This is a genomic window from Endozoicomonas sp. SESOKO2, assembly GCF_024606245.1.
Classification (GTDB): domain Bacteria; phylum Pseudomonadota; class Gammaproteobacteria; order Pseudomonadales; family Endozoicomonadaceae; genus Endozoicomonas_A.
Genome location: NZ_JAHHPQ010000220.1, coordinates 17,422 through 35,935 on the forward strand (window position 1 = coordinate 17,422; position 18,514 = coordinate 35,935).

General features: G+C 38.9%; 7 protein-coding genes. All 7 read right to left on the reverse strand.

The genetic code is table 11. The annotated features are described in order from the left end of the window. Nucleotides 1-2 precede the first annotated feature (2 nt). The 7 genes from KDK17_RS05385 to KDK17_RS05415 all read right to left on the reverse strand — a co-directional run bounded on the left by KDK17_RS05385 (nucleotide 3) and on the right by KDK17_RS05415 (nucleotide 18,270). Entirely contained in the window at nucleotides 3-866 is an 864-nt protein-coding gene (locus KDK17_RS05385) for an aldo/keto reductase (RefSeq protein ID WP_257279768.1), read from the reverse strand. A 43-nt stretch (nucleotides 867-909) separates the two neighbouring features. After that, nucleotides 910-1,221 carry a hypothetical protein gene (locus KDK17_RS05390; RefSeq protein ID WP_257287533.1) on the reverse strand — a complete coding sequence of 104 codons (312 nt, stop codon included), beginning with the start codon at nucleotides 1,219-1,221 and terminating at the stop codon, nucleotides 910-912. Between the two features lie 153 nt (nucleotides 1,222-1,374). Then, the gene (gene dgt / locus KDK17_RS05395; protein ID WP_257287534.1) at nucleotides 1,375-2,832 is read right to left on the reverse strand and encodes a dGTPase; all 1,458 of its coding nucleotides are present in this window, start codon (nucleotides 2,830-2,832) and stop codon (nucleotides 1,375-1,377) included. A 106-nt stretch (nucleotides 2,833-2,938) separates the two neighbouring features. Beyond that, the gene (locus tag KDK17_RS05400) at nucleotides 2,939-4,177 is read right to left on the reverse strand and encodes an SGNH/GDSL hydrolase family protein (RefSeq protein WP_257287535.1); all 1,239 of its coding nucleotides are present in this window, start codon (nucleotides 4,175-4,177) and stop codon (nucleotides 2,939-2,941) included. Nucleotides 4,178-4,325: 148 nt separating this feature from the next. After that, nucleotides 4,326-8,543, reverse strand: a complete 4,218-nt coding sequence (locus tag KDK17_RS05405; RefSeq protein WP_257287536.1) for a hypothetical protein — start codon at nucleotides 8,541-8,543, stop codon at nucleotides 4,326-4,328. A 376-nt stretch (nucleotides 8,544-8,919) separates the two neighbouring features. Further along, a complete protein-coding gene (locus tag KDK17_RS05410; RefSeq protein ID WP_257287537.1) occupies nucleotides 8,920-13,971 on the reverse strand; it encodes a hypothetical protein in 5,052 nt (1,683 codons plus the stop codon). A 219-nt stretch (nucleotides 13,972-14,190) separates the two neighbouring features. Then, the gene (locus KDK17_RS05415) at nucleotides 14,191-18,270 is read right to left on the reverse strand and encodes a hypothetical protein (protein WP_257287538.1); all 4,080 of its coding nucleotides are present in this window, start codon (nucleotides 18,268-18,270) and stop codon (nucleotides 14,191-14,193) included. Between the last annotated feature and the right edge of the window lie 244 nt (nucleotides 18,271-18,514).

Genomic DNA, 18,514 nt, shown 5'->3' on the forward strand with positions numbered 1-18,514 from the left:
AGCTATATAAACATATTCTCAATCGCATTAACCTCTTCATCGGTCAAAGCGACTTTGTCGCAATGAAGATCCTGATTCATATGATCGGATTGAGTCGTGCCGGTGAGGGTGAGCATCCCCATTCTTTGGCAGGCCTGAAAAATGACCTGTGCTGCGGTTAAGCCTGTTCGACTGACAATGGCTTGAAATTGGGGATGGCCCAGTATGGCGTGGTTGGCTGTGAGTAAGGAAAAGCCTTGGTAAATAATATCGTGATGCTGACAGGCCGCTCTCACTTCTCTATCCCAGCCCATTGAGGCAAAGCAACGGTTCTGGACAATGTGTGGACGAATGTCGGTGTGAAGAGTCAGCCCTTCCAGTTGGCGTGCAGAAAAGTTGGAAACGCCCAGCAGTTTGATATGACCATCACGGTAGAGCCCTTCCATGGCCGTCCAGACTTCCAGATCGTCTTCCGAGAGACCTTCCCTCTGAGAAGGGCCATGGAGGAGGTAGGCATCCAGATAGTCAGTGCCAAGGTGTTCAAGGGAAGATTGGAAAGATTGCAAAACCTGCTCGGTTAAACTCGCTGAAGGGTCATAGGGCAGCCGGTCATCCTGACCTCTCTGATAGGTAAACTTGGATTGCAGGAAGAGCTGTTCGCGGCTTATTTTTTCCTGTTGATAAATCTTTTGCAGGCCATGACCAACACCGAGCTCAAAATAATGTTTGCGCTGATTGGCCGTATCAATGCCAGTGAAGCCCAGTTTCAGGGCATTCTCTACCAGCCCCTGGGTGGCTTCTTCTTTCCAGGCGGTACCGTATATAAAGCAGGGAACCCGAACACCGTTAATCTCTCTGGACGCTCGGGCTGTATTGAGCTGGCTCATGGTTTTTTAACCTTGTGAGTTATGGCCATTGATGTTTTTTGAGTCAGTTTTTGGGACAACTATCCATAGAAGCATCACATGCGTCAACGCCAGATTTTGGCACATAGGCGTCGCCGAGAATGTTTCTTTGTGCCTGCTCTGAGAGTTCATTAAGACTTTTGCAGTGCAGAAGCGAGTTTTGTGAGGTAGCTTCAAAAACGACCAGACAATACTGTTCAGAAACTGTGTCAAAGTAGCTTGTTATGACCCTTTTGTACCACGGATCAACATGCGTTTTCTCCCCTATTTGTCGTATTTCTGCGCCAACCATTGTAGACACTGCAGCCAATAGGGCTGCCAGAATGATTTTTTTCATAGAATTCACTCCTACTGTCGAATAATCAAAAATAAGTTCACCAAAAAGTCAGGATTTCACTTGAGTTTTTAATGAACGGTTAATTATTAGACATTCGTACTAATAAAGAGTTCCGGCGAGAGGCTTTAACAATGACCACTTATGCTTTTTGAGTCAGATAGCAGAAAGAGTTTGAAACTCGGTTAAGACAAAGTGATCGGTCATCCCACTGACGTAATCAATCAATAATCTCGCCCTGTAATACCACTCCAGCTCGTCCTGCTCTTGAGTGGAGTAACCGCTGTCAGGCAATGATTTCACTGCCCGATGATACGCCATTTTGTGTTTGCAAGAGAGTCGGTGGTAAAGACGTTGCTCGATAAAATGTCGGCTGGAATCTTTTTTAGCAATACCGACGAACTCTGCACCGGGTAACTCCAGCAGAGGATGGAAAATATCCATCAATCCCATCAGGGCAGAGTAGCCCCTGAGTTCTGGTGTTTCCTTCTCCATACTGGTAAAGACGTAGCGGATAGCGACGGTTTTCAATGTATTCAGTGCAAGGTGCTGGTCGGACTGGCCGTCGATCAGTGGCTCATCCAGAGTTCCGTCGAAGACAGCCTGATGCTGTTGCAGATAACGCTTTGCTGCATAATCCACCAGATCTCTGACCAGCCGGGTGCGCAGTCGGACAATAAACTCCTGCTTGTTATCGCCGGCTCTGCTGATCGCAGACTCCATAATATTGGGCAGATAGTCGTTATCTACAGTCAATTCTTCCCAGACCCCATAGAGACTGAAGCGAAGATCGCGGAAAGAGAGAATCCCCTTGTCGACGGCATCTTCAAGATCGGCAATGCAGTAGGAAATATCGTCGGCGGCTTCCATGATGTAAACCAGTGGGAAGCGGCAACCCTCATCAATAGCCAGATGCTGCCGGATGTCGGACACCAGATCGGCTTCTGAAAAATAATAACCCGGCTTTTTCTTACGGTAAGCATCGGGTGAGTCTTTATCAGGTCTTGGTTCGTAGGGCGTGCGGGTGTATTTCATCAGCGCGCCCATCTGGGAATAAGTCAGGTTCAGGTCCTGAAGATGATGAATAATTCTTAACGCCTGAGCATTGCCTTCATAGGTATACAAGTCTGGTAGCAGGGTTGATTCCAGCAGCACTGAGCGGGCTTTCTGACCTTTGAACGCTTTTTCATGACAAAGCCGGGCTTTATCCTGCATCCAGCGGCTGATGGCCGCCTCGCCAAAATGGCCGAACGGAGGGTTGCCAATGTCGTGCATCAGGCAGGACATCTCAACCAGATTGATAAAAGATGTTTCCTGGTTTTCCAAGCCCAATGATGTTAACTGATCGGCTTCGGACAGGCGTTGAAGAATCGTCTGTGCCAGAAACCGACCGGTTTGTTGCACTTCCAGAGAGTGCGTTAGACGACTGCGAACAGCGGCATTGGTCTCCAGAGGGTAAACCTGAGTTTTTTGTTGCAGTCGGCGTACGGCAGCGGACTGAATGATTCGGCCCCGGTTACTCTCTGTTTCCGTTAACAGATCCCGATCCGGGTCGGCAGAACTGACTCTGGGTCGAGTGCAGGTGAGTTTAGTCAGATAGTTCATGCTGATCATAGTCGGCAGGAGCCCCTTTAAGGTGAGGTTTGCCTTGGCTCTGCAGATGCTGAAACACCGAGTGTCAGCAAATGCATAGGGTTGTGGACACAGGAATAAACCATTATTACAGCTCTGCCGGACATTGACCTTCGAATATCAATTGAACGTATTCCCGCTCCAGATATCCCGGTTTGCACGTCAAATAATGCAACAGGAGTTCATCAGCAAGCCTGCGATCAACCTCCGGGCATTCCACTTTGTAATTGAGAATAGACAGCATCTTGCAGTTGAAATTGAAAATCCAGTTTTGCACCGTACTCGATGGATGAATGGAATCTATATAGAAATGATCACTGCGGTTCTTGCAGGGACTCGCCTTATAACTTTCGCAGATATCCACCTGAGCATTATCAGAACAGCCTCTGAAGGTGACATCAAGACAGGGCGTTTCAGTGTTAACATCTCGCTGGCGAGCCTGTTCTAACATAATGTCAAACATTCTGTTGTAATCGAAAAACAGCAGTAACAGGTCAGGATACTTTTTTTTCAGCCGGAAAAACGCTTTCACGGCCATCCGGTTATGATTGATGATCACCTGATGCACTTCCTGACGATCCTCTGAATTGCGCAGGCAGGGTGTTTTAGTAACATCGGGAAGCGTCCCCCAGAAAATGGTTCTGGCCCCATGTTCATAGAGATTTTCAATAGCCGCTGACAGCTTGGCGATCACCAGGTGGTAATTCCAGTAACGGTTGAGATAATCATTAGCGCCACCTGCCAACATAAAAACCTGCCCCTCAGAAAAGGGGGAATGATGTTGCAGCAGATGATTAACCTGTTCCTCAACCGAACTCAGAATAGGCTTTCCGCCTCTGATGCTATTGGTGAGAAAACTGATATTGGCCAGCCGACTTTCACCAAACAGAAAGGACCAGAAAAAATCCACTAACACTTCTGAAAAACCTACCACTGTGCTGCCGCCATGAGACTGATCGACATACTCGGTTTTATTGGATGGATTCAGATACAGGGCTTTGGCTATCAGTTCCGGAGCCATCAGATCATCACAAAAACGCCCTTCGTGATAATTGGCACCGGGTATGGCGCCACAAAAACTGCCAAAAACAAAGCCCGGTAACATACGACCGCCCCAGGGATAAAGTGCCATTTGACGTTCATCCAACGTACCGCTGCCTTCAAGAAATCGACTGTAGCTATAGAAATTCCCCGAATCAACGGTGCTGTCTCCTACCACAAAGACATTGCTGACAGGCAGGGGCTCCCGGGCACAAAAGCGTTCAGTGAGTTTGGGATAAAACATCTTTTCGTACGCTAAACAAGGTAACGACAACAGCAATATCATACTAAGCCACCCACGAATCATAGTGAAACTCCCATTAGGCCGACCAGTAAAAAGCTGAGGATTATAGTGGATTACCCTCCAGGTTTGGTGAAAAAAGCGTGAAATCATCGGAAGTACCGGGGTGTACGGACCCGGCAAGGTTGTTAACTTACATGATATTGAATGATATGTCTGGCGAAGTAAGGAGTGTTGGAAACTTGGTTTGAAGCCTCAATAATAACGGTTTAGTATCCTGTAAAGTCTCACGACCAGTCTTATTGTTTGGTACTGAAGAAGCGGGATCAAGCTTCATTCTTTTATTCTTTTCATCTTTAAAAGAATCTTCAAAAGCTCCATCAATCTGATTGGTTTGTGGCGAATTAACCTCCATATTCTGAGGTGTTTCAATGCTTACTGCCGCATCAAAGTGCTCGAGTAGAGCTACTGAACTGGGGTAGTGGATAAGATAGGCTGAAGACTGATGGGGGTTGGTCAGAATTTGGGCGACGAAGAGCCTGGCTTGATCGAAATTTTGGCTTAACAACAATTGCAAAAGGAGTGCCCTTTGACTTTCAGAGAGATCAGGAAAGGGATAGTTTTTGTTTTCTAACAGAATTGCTAAAAGGTTAGGAGCAAAATTTACCCAGCGTTTCAGGTCATAAATCTCGCGATGAGCTCCATAGTCACCTTGTGTAATCACTGGAAACCAGACTCCCTGTGTCGGTACAAGCAAGGCAATAAGCTGAGCATCGCCAAATTGTTGTAATCTGCCCAACTCCGATTGAGCGAGTGAGGCTGAGTCAGTAATGACATTATTATTGAGAACGGATGGAATCACGTCAGCATCGATCCCCAATAGTAGCTCTAGTTCTTGCATCAGTTTTTCCTTGTCAGGATAATCCTGAATCGTTGAATAAATCTGACGAAGGTTATAATCCATAATCTGCCTAACTGCTTGCTGGTCCCATACGTCCCATACGCCTGCTTGTCCTGACCGTCTATTCCGGTTGAATATCTCTGCAATGGACGAGAACATACAGTTGCCATCGCCATTTATCCTTATCAGCTCAAAACCATCGGGGACAGGGTTATGGCAATAATCGGGTTCAAAAATCTGCTTTTTGGGGTATCCCTTTTCCATCTTTTTATATAATTGCCCTACTTGTTGCCTGATGCGTTTGTCTTCTTTCATGCAAGCTTTGTGAAAAGGCTTTACCAGCGTCTCTTTTGGTTTGCCAGTGGTTCTGTTTGTCGTACGTCCTGTTCCTCTTATAGGGTTTTCAGTTTCATAAAGTTCACGACAATGGTAACAGGTTTGCCTGAAGCCACCTTTTCCATTCGGAGCATTAACCAGAAGCTCTGGAGTCTTTTTCCTGAATAAAGAGATTAATTCATCCGTTTTATCTTTGCTGGAAAAAAACGAATTTTGTTCTTTGCTTTTCAGTAAAGCTTGCAGTGAAGCTTTTACATCTTGAATTTTTGTTCGATCTTCGTATTTTTTCAAAACACTTAACATAAACTTATTTAAAAACTCTTCGGATTCGAAATCCAGATCGCCGGAGTAATACTTGGCGGTAGGAAACAAGTGATCAAGAAAAAGTGGCATAATATTTTTCTCACCATCAACAATCTTGCGCATATTCTTGATATTAAGCTGAAGCCCTTCAAGCTCATGGTCATAAAGAGTAAGGTCGAAAGCCTGTTTATGAAAAGAATTAAAAACTATTTTTGTGAAAAGGAAATCAACAATTTGTAGTACATTAAAAGCTACAGCAATATCTTTTTTGTTAGAAGCATAGATAGCATCCAGGCTAAATTGCTCAGGTTTTTCTATAAGCTGTTTGACTATTTCAGAACTTGCATCCAATTCGTTATGCATCAGAGCCCTGACACACGTTTCGATCAGATAGTTTAAAACGATACGATAAGTAATTTCTACCTTATCTGGAACATTCATACTGGATAAATATCTCAGGCTTGGGGTCAGATGTCCAAGAAAAAATGCCAAATCCCCGATAACATTATTGTCAATATTCCCATTAATGAGACTTTCAAAAAAAGCATTATTTTCTTTAGCAATTGAATAATTCTCGTCACTTATGAGGAGAGACATCTGAACTCTTTGCAGCAAAAACTCCAAATAGGCCTGAGTTGGCATCCATTTATCGTCCTCCGATAATAATAATGCTTTGGTAATAATGTTATTACCTAGATTTGAAACGGAGGCTTTTTTGAGGTTGTTTGGAATTTTAAATTTATATCTTGATAAATCATACATTGACATTAAAACGAATTTTTTTTCAACGTCTGACATATCATCTCTAACTTTGGGTATCCAGATATTAGGTAGGCTTCCATATTGAGTTCCCCCTCTATAGCGTTCTGTTGTCTTTTGTGTTTCTAAAGGCAAAAAAATCTTATATTGGTGAAGCATATTATTAGATTTTGCCAACTTCTTATTGTCAACAAGATGTATTTCCCATTTTATGAGTTTACGTGGAGCTCTTTTTTTAGCTAGATCGTTATGCATCAAGTGGCGAGGATTTTCTGGGATAAAATAGTTGGCATAATAAAGAGGATAAGTTTTAGCTATTTCAAAGGCTCGACTTTCATAGCCAGGAACTTTAACAATCACTGGTAGAATGTCATGTTTTTTCTTGTGTTTGTTTTTTATCTTTTCTTTTCTACCTTCTTTTTCTGCTTCTTTTTTCTTCCTTATTGCACTCCATTTCTTTATGCCATATAAAACCTTTTTAAAATTATGCTCATCCAGTTTTTTATTCTTATAATAAACGACGGGTTCATTGTTATGAGGTATTTTGAATGCAGACTTCCTCTTGGCCTCATAGATCAGATCATGGAAATTTTTAATCGAGGTAAGGTCAAATTCCAGAACTTCAACTTCACTATACATTTTAACAGGAATAAAAATATCAGTCTTTATTGACTCTGAATCATCTGATTTATCGAATTCTGAATCCAAATCATCCATTACCAAATAATCAAAAACTGGATCATCGTCATCTTTTATTCTTTCTCGTACACTATTTGCTATCTTATTATGATTCGTTTCTATATAAAGAGGTGTGTCAATTTTTTTTGCCTGAGTATTTGCTAATATTATTTCCTCTGTAATCAAGCTCTGAGGGCTTTTTTGATGAAAATTGTATGCAAGAATACCACTTGTTTTTATATCGAAGTCAGTTGTCACACAATTGATAATATTCAAAATTTGATTTTCTATAGAAAATTTCTCTGGTCCATAATGCACACATTTTGAATAACTCCGCGACCAATTTTTGTATAAAATGCCGAGGTATTCTTTAGAGTTTCTATAACTGTTTGTCAGGAAAAGATCACTGTGAAAAAGATGATACATTTTTGGTCCATATTCAACATGAACTGTTGGTCCTTCGTTGCCTACATTGTCAAAACTAAACACTACTCTAAAAAATGCATCTTGCCACCAACCATAGGGTACTACAAAATCCAGAGATACTCTAAACATATTGTCATCATTGATACTGAATCTAAATTTGTCTGGATACCTATTATCCAGAAAGGTTTGAAGTCGATCAACTGCCATATAAATCTCTCTGGCTTTGGATGCGGAGTTTCTTATGGGTGATAACTTCGGATAGTCTGATGTATTATCGTGTGAATTTTTGGGTGAATTTTTAGGGTAAATTATTTGATCCCCATCTTCTAAGTTTCCTTGCCGGATTATATTGACATTATTTAAAACAAGTTCTCCATTACGTAGTAGATGAAGTTTACGATAAGGAGTGCTATGTGGATGTATTAATCGATAATCAAAGTCTTTGTTTTTCTCTGCCTTAATAGTGCGTGGTCCCAAGGATTGATATTGCCGAAATTCATAGGACAAATTTACCCAGTCTATACCCTCTGTGGGCACTTGCTCAGCTCTTTCTGATAATAATCTGTCTACATAGTCAGTAACAACACCGGCTGCTCTATTATCCTTAGTGATTTTTATGATAGCTTTTTCTTTACCGTGATGAATCATTGCCTGAACAAGATTGAAAGTTCGTAACAGGGGGTAGGGTATTCCCAACTTGGTAGTATTATCACTCCTCTTAACACTCAATTTTTCAGCTGTTTTCCTATTTTCGCTTATAAAAAAATGATTTCTTTTTCTTCTGTTAATGCATGCCATCGCTCTGTTAATGTAAAGTTCAGCTTCCCTATACAAATGTTTTGTTTTCAGCTCTCGGTCAATTTCTTCATACTCTTGAAGGGTGAGTTGTTTTAGTATGCTTATTTGGTTTTCGTTAAGTGCAAGAGCACTCCCTGACATCAGAGCTATCAATAAAATGAAATATTGAATGAAGTTTTTATTTGATATAGATAACGCAGTAAGAATCATACTTGGGAATCCCCATATATCTTAAAATTTTCTGAATTGAACGCTATTTGAGTAGCTTTACTAATCCCTGTAGACAGTCAATAGTAGCTTGTTTTGATAACATCTGTTTTACGATTGCTGCTATTCATGTATAAGTGAATAAGGCCACATGGGTTACACGACGATTACCAGCCGCCTGAACTTGCGTGGCTTTGTCAATTCTTTGAAGCAAACCGTTGTGTTCCATAAAAATTTGTCGTGAAGGGTGCGCCATATCATTGGAGATCTGATACGGTATGCGGCTAAGATTTGGAAGCCGGTAACGCCGTTCTATAGTTCCAATTACCGGCTTATGGCAAGTTTTGCGACACCCATTTCGCGGCGCCGGGAGTTTTACTTACATGGTATTGGTCGGAGTGTCTGGCATGGAAAGGAGTGCTCGAGCCCTGGTTTGAATCATTAATGATAAGGGGTTTTGGTCCTCCAAAGTTTCATGTGCAGTCTCATTGGTTGAAACGGAAGAAGCGAGGTCAAGCTTGATTCTTTTCTTATTTTCATCGATGGAAAGCGCTTCAAAAGCCTCAATCATCTGAGTCATTTGTGACGAATCAAACTCTGTATTCTGGGGCGATTCAATGCTTATTGCTACATCAAAGTGTTCCAGGAGAGCCTGTGAACTGGGGGAGTGCATAAGATAAGCTGAAGACTGATGGGAGTCTGTCAGAATTTGGGAGACGAAAAGCTTAGCTTGATCGAAATTTTGGTTTAACAACAACTGTAAAAGTAATGACCTTTGGCTTTCAGTGAGATCAGGAAAGCTATAATTTTCGTTTTTTAACAGCATAGCCAAAAGGTAAGGAGCAAAATTGACCCAGCGGTTCAGGTCATAAATCTCGTGATAAGAACCACGATGACCTTGTGTAATGACTGGGAACCAGACACCCTGTGTCGGTACTAGCAATGCAATCAGCTGGGCATCACCAAATTGTTGCAATCTGGCTAACTCCGATTGACCGAAAGAGGCTGAATCAGTAAGGACGTTGTAATCGAGAACGGCAGGAATAACGTCAGCGTCGATCCCCGATAGTAACTCAAGCTCTTGCATCAGTTTTTCCTTGTCAGGATGACTCTGAATCGTGGAAAAAATCTGACGTATGTTATCCTCCATAATTTTCCTTATTGTTTGCTGGTCCCATTTACCAGCTTGTCCTGACCGCCCAGTCCGGCTGTATATCTCTGCAATTGAGGAATACATACAGTTACCATCGCCATTAATTCTTATCAGTTCAAAACGAGATTGAATCTTTAACAATAAGGGATTGAGATCCTCTAAAGTTTGACTATCAATCTCTTTGTTTGAAACTGAAGAAGCAGAATCAGAACTCATTCTTTTACTATTTCCATTGATGGAAAGCGCTTCTAAAGTGTGATCAATCTCCAAATTCTTGGGAGTATCAGGACTTATTGCTGCATCAAAGTGTTCCGCGAGGGCCACAGAACTGGGGTAGTGAATAAGATAAGCTGAAGCCTGATAGAAGGCTATCAGAATTCGGGAGATGAAGCCTTTCGCGTGTTCGAAATTTTCGTTTAACAACATCTGTAAAAGTGTTGCCCTTTGACTTTCAGAGAGATCAGGAAAGGTATAATTTTCGTTTTGTAACAGCATAGCCAGAAGGTTAGGAGCAAAATTGACCCAGCGCTTAAGGTCGTAAATTTCGTGAAAAGGTCCATCGTGACCTTGTGTTATCACAGGGAACCAGACACCCTGTGTCGGCACTAGCAAGGCAATCAGCTGAGCATCACCAAATTGTTGCAATAGGGCTAACTCCGACTGAGCAAAAGAGGCTGAATCAGTAATGACATTGTTATCGAGAACCGCTGGAATAACGTCAGCATTGATCCCCAACAGTAGCTCAAGCTCTTGCATCAGTTTGTGCTTGTCGGGATGATCCTGAATCGTGAAAAAAATCTGACGAAGGTTATCATCGATAATCTGCCTTATTGTTTGCTGGTTCCATTTTCCTGTTTGTCCTGACCCTCTATGCCTGTTGAAAATCTCTGCAATGGATGAGTACATTGAGTTTCCATCGCCATTAATTCTTATCAGCTCATAACCGTCAGGAACGGGAATGTGATGAAAATAGTAGGGTTCATAAATCTGTGTTTTAGGGTATCCTATTTCCATCTTTTTATATAATTGCCCTGCTTGTTCCCTGATGCGTTTGTCTTCAATCATACATGCTTTGTGAAAAGGCCTTACCAGTGGTTCTTTCGGTTTTTTAGAGCTTCGGTTTGTACGACGGCCTTTCCCTCTTATGGGATTTTCAGTTTCATAAACTTCACCGCAATGGTAACAGGTTTGTCTGAAACCACCTTGTCCATTCGGAACATTAACCATAAGCTCAGGCGTATTCTTTCTGAATAAAGAGATTAATTTCTCCGTTTTTTCCTTACTGAAAATATCCGATTTATGTTCTGTGTTTTTCAGAAAAGATTGCAGTGAAGCTTTTATATCTTTATTTGTGGTTCGATTTAAGATTTTTTGCAAAACTTTTGAGGTAAACTTATTTGAAAAAATGTTAGTTTTGAAATCAAGATTATTGGAGTAATGCCTCGCGGCAGGTAACAAGTGACTCAAAAGTAGTGGAATAAGATTTTTCTCACCATCAAAAATTTTACGCATGCTCTTGATACTAAGCTGAAGACTTTCTAACTCATTCTCATAAAAAGAAAGATCTAAAGCTTTATTATTAAAAGGATTGAAAAGGATTTTTGTAAAAAGTAAATCAGCAATAAATAATCCATTAAAAGCTACAGCAATGCTGGATTTGATGGAAGTGTGAATATCCTTCAGGCTAAATTGATCCGGTCTTTCTATAAGTTTTTTAACTATTCCAGAACTTGCGTCAAATTCGTTATCAGTCAGAGTCCTTACACATACTTCAATGAGATAGTTTAAAACAATACGATAAATAACTTCTACCTTATCTGGAGCATTAAAACTGGATACGTATCTCAGGCTTGGAGCCAGGTGTCCAATAAAAAAGCCCAAATCCTTGATAATATTCTCATCAATATTTCCACAGATGACACTTTCAAAAAAAACATTATTTTCCTTTTCAATTGAATAATCTTCATGACTTATAAGGAGAGACATCTGAACTCTTTGCAGCAAAAGTTCCAAATGGCTATGGTTTGACAACAAATCATGGTCCTGTGTCTTTAATAGTGATTTGATTATAATATTGTTACCAAGATTTAAAACGTGCGCTTTTTTAAGGTTGTTTGGAATTTTGAATTTTCTTCTTGATAAGTCATACATTGACATTAAGGCGAATTTTTTTTCAACGTCTGACATACCATCTCTAACAGTAGGTATCCAGACATTGGCGAAACTTCCATGCTGAGCTCCATCCCTATAGCGCTCTGTTGTCTTTTGCATTTCTAAAGGTAAAAGAAGTTTGTATTGATAGAGCATATTATTAGCTTTTGCTATTTTCTTTTTTTTAGCTAAATGTATCTCCCATTTTATGGGCTTGCGTACCCCGGTTACGTTATGCATCTCGTTATACGCCCAGTGACGCGGATTTTCTGGAACATAATAGCTAACTGAATGAGCTATAGCATGCTCAAACGCTAGCCTTTCATAATCAGGAACTTTAACTATCATCGACAGGATGTTATGTTTTTTATTTATTATCTTGCCTTTCTCTTCTTTCTTATTTTTTGTATTTGTCTTTTCTATGTCATATAAAACCTTTTTGAAATTATTCTCATCCAGTTTTTCATTGTTATAATAAACAACGGGTTGTACATTTTTTGCTATTTTAAATCCCGACTTATTCCTGGCCTCATAGATCAGATCATCAAGATTTTTAATCGAAGTAGAATCAAATTCTACAATTTCAGCTTCACCATGCATTTCGGCTGGAATAAAAATATCAGTCCTTATTGATTTTATCTTTTCTATATTATCGTACTCAACATCCATAACCAAATAATCGAAAGTTGGATCTTCTCCAGCTTTTACTCTTTTATTCACACTTGTTTTTATCTTATTATGATCGGTTTCTACATAAACAGAATTGTCATTTTCTATTGCTCGAGTATTGACTTTTATTATTTCTTTTGTAATCAGATCCTGAGGGCTTTCTCCATATTCATTACGTGAAAGAATACCTTCTGATCTTATATTGGAGTCAGCAGTCAGAAAATTGATAGTATTTAATATCTGCTCTTCCACAGAAAAATTTTCCGATCCATAGCGTACACGTCCTGGGCAATCAAACCACCAACGTTTGTTTAAGACGCCATTCATTATGGGAGGGCCGTCACTGAGTCTTTGAGAATTTTTATGGGTCTCCTCAATGCAAAGACGTATACCGGGAACATTGGATACTCTTGGTCCAGATATAACATAAGTGTCTGGTCCTTCGTTGCCAATATTGTCAAAAAGATAATCTATTCTAAAAAATGCATCTTTCCACCAACCATAGGGAGCTACGAAATCCAGGGATACCTTAAGCATATTTTTTTCATCGATACTGAATCTAAATTTATCTGGATACCTCTTATTAAGAAAAGTTTGAAGTCTATCGACAGCAATATAAATCTCTCTGGCTTTGGATGCGGAATTTCTCTTGGGTGATAATGGGTTAGGTTTGAATTTTTTAAAAGAGTTAGGATAGATTATTTTATCTCCATCCTTTAAGTTTCCTTGTCGAATTATATTGACATGGGTCAAAATATATTCTCCGTTGCGTAGCAGGTGTAGTGAATGGTGAGCAGGAGGGCGTCGCTGGTATAGTACATAATGTGGGTGGTCGAATGAACATATTGATTGACAATTAAAGTCTTTATTTTTTTCTGTCGTAATAACACGCGTTATTTTTTTAGCGAAATTTCGATCTTCAAAAAACACATGTACCAGCACCGTATCCATTGTGGTCTTTTGCTTAGCTTTTTCCGATAATAATCTATCTACATAGCTTTCAACAACAATGGCTGCCCTATTTTTTTTATGCGTAACCTGATCTTCATTTGTTAATTGTGTTTGCTCGGTAGATTCCACTTTACCATAGTGAATCATTGCCTGAACAAGATTAAACGTCCTGAGTAGGCTGTAAGGTATACCGAACTTGCTAGTATTGTCGTTAGCCTTAACAGCCATTTTTTCAGCTATTTCCCTGTTTTTTCTTATAAAAAAATTATTTCTTTTTCTTCTATTTATGTTTGACATCACTTTGTTAACGTAAAATTGAGCTTGTACATATAAATCTTTTTCTTTAAGCTCTCGATCAAGTTCTTCATATTCTTGAATGGTGAGCTGTTTTAGTATGCTTTTTTGAGTTTCGTTCAGTGCAAGAACACTGTCTGATATCAGGGTTATTAATAAAATGATAAAATAAATGAATTTTTTATTTGATTTAGATAAAACAGTAAGAATCATACTTGGGAATCCTTATGATATCTTAAAAGCTTCTGAATTGAACGCCGCTGGTTGAGCAGCCTTACTCATCGCAGTAGCCAATCAATAATAGTTTGTTTTAAAAAAAACCGCCTCCCAATTGCTGGTACTGATGTTTAAGTTAATAAGGCCTCATAGGTTACACGACGATTAACTGTTGCCTTAACTTGGGTCGCCTTTTGAATTCCCTGAAATATTAACTTACATAGTATTGTCTGTGGTGATAAGCAGCGCTCCAGCCGCGGTTTGAATCATTAATGATAAGGGATTGCGATCCTGTAAAGTCTCACGGTCAGTGTTATTGGTTGAAACTGAAGAATCAGCCTCTGTATTTTGGGGTGTTGCAGGGCGTACTGCTGCATCAAAGTGTTCCAGGAGAGCCGCTGAACTGGGGTAGTGAATAAGATAAGCTGAAGCGTGATGAGGGGCAATTGTAAGTCTTGAGACCAAGAGCGCAGCTTGATCGAACTTTTGGTTTAACAACAATTCTAAAAGTGTTGCTCTTTGACTTTCAGAGAGATCAGGAAAGGTATAATTTTTGTTTTGTAGCAGAATAGTCAACAGGTTGGGAGAAATATTTACCCAGCGATTAAGGTCATAAATCTCGTGATTAGGCCCGTAGTCGCCTTGTGTAATCACAGGGAACCACACACCCTGTGTCGGAACTAACAATGTAATAAGCTGGGCATCGCCAAATTGTTGTAATTTGGCTAACTCTGACTCAGCGAAAGAAGCTGAATCGGTAATGACATTGTTATCGAGAACGGCTGGAATCATGTCAGCATCGATCCCCAATAGAAGTTGAAGCTGTTGCATCATTTTTTTCTTATCAGGATGATTCTGAATAGTGGAATAAATCTGGCGGAGGTTATAATCCATAATCTGCCTTATTGTTTGTTGGTTCCATACGTCTGCTTGTCCTGACCGACCATTCCGGTTGAATATCTCTGCAATAGACGAGTACATGCAATTACCATCACCATTAACCCTTATCAACTCAAAACCATCGGGGACAGGATTATAGTGATAATCGGGTCCACGCAACTGTTTTTTGGGGTATCCCTTTTCCATCTCTTTGTATAATTGATTTGCTTGTTTCTTGATGCATCTGTCTTTTTCCATACATTTCTTGTGAAAAGGCCTTACTCTTATTTCTTTTGGTTTACCAGTTTTTTTGTTTGTCTTGCATCCTTTTCCTCTTATGGGGGTTTTAGTTTCATAAATTTCACGACAATGGCAACAGGTTTGTCGGAAGCTACCTTGTCCACTCGGAACATTAATTAGAAGCTCCGGAGTGTTTTTCCTGAATAAAGAGATTAATTTATCCGTTTTTTCTTTACTGAAAATATAATAATTTTGTTCTGTGATTTTTAGAAAAGTGTGCAGTGAAGCTTTTACATCTTTATTTTTTGTTCGACTTTCATATTTTTTTAAAACATTTAACATAAACTTATTTGAAAATTCATTACTTCCGAAATCCAGATCGTCAGAGTATAGTCTGGCGACAGGAAATAAATGATTCAAAAACAGTGGAAATAGATTTTTCTTATTATCAACAATTTTACGCATACTATCGATATTAATCTGGAGGCTTTCTAATTCATGATCATAAACAGTAAGATCTAAATCCTTCGTATTAAGAATATTGAAAATAATTTTTGTAAAAAGGAAATCAGTAACTTGTAATAGATTAAAAGCTACAGAAATATCTTTTATGTTTGCAGCATAGATATCCTCAAGAGTAAATTGCCCCGGTTTATCTATAAGTTTTTCGACTATTCCAGTACTGGCATCAAATTCATTATCTAGAAGAGTCCTGACACATATTTCTATGAGATAATTTATAACAATACGATAAATAATTCCTGCCTTGTCCGGGGCGTTCATACTGGATACATATCTCAGACTTGGAGCCAAGTGTCCAATAAAAAATGTCAAATCCGTGATAATATTCTCGTCAATATTTCCATCAATGATATTTTCAAAAATAACATTATTTTCTTTGGCAATTGAATAATCTTCACGATTTATAAGGAGTGATATTTCAACTCTTTGTAGTAAAAAATCCAAATAATCCTGAGTTGGCAGCCATTTGTCGTACTGCCGCGTTAATAATGCTTTGGTAATAATGTTGTTGCCCAGGTTTGTGGCGGCGGCTTTTTTTAGATGGTAAGAAACTCTTAATTTACTTTTTGATAAGTCATACATTGACATCAAAGCGAATTTTTTTTCCACGTCTGACATGTTGTCTCTAACAGAGGGTATCCAGATATTGGCGTAACTACCATACTGAGCCCCCCCTCTATAGCGTTCTGTTGTTTTTTGTGTTTCAAACGGCAAAATAAGCTTGTATTGGTAAAGCATATTATTAGCTTTTGCTATTTTAATTTCTTCAACTAAATGTATTTCCCATTTTATTGGTTTGGCTACCTCGCTTTCGTTAACTGTTTCGTTATATAACATACGACGTGAATTATCTGGAACATAATAGGTAACTGAATTAGCTGCTGCATCTTTAAAAGCTCGCCTTTCATAACCAGGTACTTTAATAATCATCGTCAGAATGTTATGATTTTTATTCATTTTGTTCTTTTCTTTTCTCTTCTCTTTTATATTTTCTTTTCTTATGTCTTTCAAAGCCTGTTGAAAATTATGTTTATCTATCTTTTCATTGTTATAATAAACAACGGGTTCGATATTATTTGGTATTCTAAATCCTGACTTCCTCCTGGCCTCATATATTAAATCAGAAAAAGCTTTAATCGATGTAAGGTCAAATTTTACAATTTCAGTTTCACGATACATTTCGACAGGAATAAAAATATCAGTACTTATTGATTTTGAATTTCCTGCATTCCCGAATTCTTCATAAAACTCATCATCAATTACCAAATAATCAAAATCTGGGTCTTCTCCATCTTTTATTCTTTTATGCACACTTTCTTTTATTTTGTCATGATCAGATTCTACATAAAGGGAGGTGTTAACTTTTTGTGCCTGAGTATTTACTCTGATTATTTCTTTTGTAATCACTTCCTGTGGGGTGGAGTCGAAGTTAAATAAAATAATGCCTCTTGATCTTATATCAAAGTCAGCGGCCATATAATTGATAATATTCAAAATCTGCTCTTCTACAGAAAAATTTTGAGATCCGTAGTGCATGGAACTTTGCTTATACGAAAATACTTTGTTAAATCTGTAAATGAATCTTTTAGAATGTTTATAACTCTGAATCAGGCAAAGCGCACCTGAATAACAAAGGTTGGCTACCTTTGGTGAATTTTTAATATCAATTTCAGGTCCTTCGTTGCCAATATTGTCAAAATTAAACTCTATTCTAAAAAATGCATCTTTCCACCAGCCGTAGGGTGCTACAAAATCGAGAGATACTAAAAACATATTATTGTCATTGATGGTCAATTTAAATTTATCTGGATATTTCTTATCAAGAAAAGCTTGAAGTTTCCCAACTGCCATATAAATCTCTCTGGCTTTAGATGCTGAGTTTCTCGTGGGTGATGCTGGAGCATATGTTAATTTATTGGGATAAATTATTTTATCACCATTATTTAAATTTTCTTTCCGAATTATATTTACATCGGTTAAAAAAACATTTCCATTGCGTATCAGGTGCACTTCCCGATGTGGAAAAAAAAGTCTGTTATATCTATTTCTTAATTCAAAATTAAAGTCTTCGTTTCTTGGTGCCTTAATAATACGTGTTCCTGTTTCTTGAGTATACCGATCTTCATAAAAAAGTTTCACATGATCTGTATCGTCAGTGGCTACCTGAACAGAATTTTCTAATAATAACCTATTTGCATAGTTCGTAACGACGGTGACTGCTCTATTGTTTTTAGAGAACATTTTATGAGCTGTATCCTCGAGATCGTTAGGTTCTAATTTACCATAATGAATCATTGCCTGAACAAGATTAAACGTTCTTGATACAGTGTAAGGTATAGCAGGCTCGGTAGTATTATCACTGGGCTTAGTAATGATTTTTTCAGCTATTTCCTTACTTTTGTTTTTGAAAAATTTGATTCTTTTTCTTCTATTAATGTTTATCATAACTGAATTAATGTAAGCTTTAGCTTTTCTGTATAAATCTTTTTCTTTAAGTTCTCGGTCAAGTTCTTCATACTCTTGAAGAGTGAGTTGTTTTAGTATGCTTTTTTGTCTTTCGTTCAGTGCAAAAGCACACCCTGACATCATTGTTAAGGATAAAATGATAAGATGAATGAAGCTTTTATTTGATTTAGATAACGCAGTCATAATCATAATTGACAACCCTTATGATATCTCAAAAGTGTCTGGATTGAATGCCGATGTCTGATTACCTTTACTCATCACTGTTGCTAGTCAATCATAGTCTGCTTTAAAAATATCTGCTTTCCAATGACTGGTACTGAAGTCTGAGTGAATAACCCCCCATAGGTTACACGACGATTAACAGTTGCTCTTAGGGTAGACATTAAGCTCAAAAAAGCTTCATTTCCAGCGGCAGAACTCACCTTGAACAGCC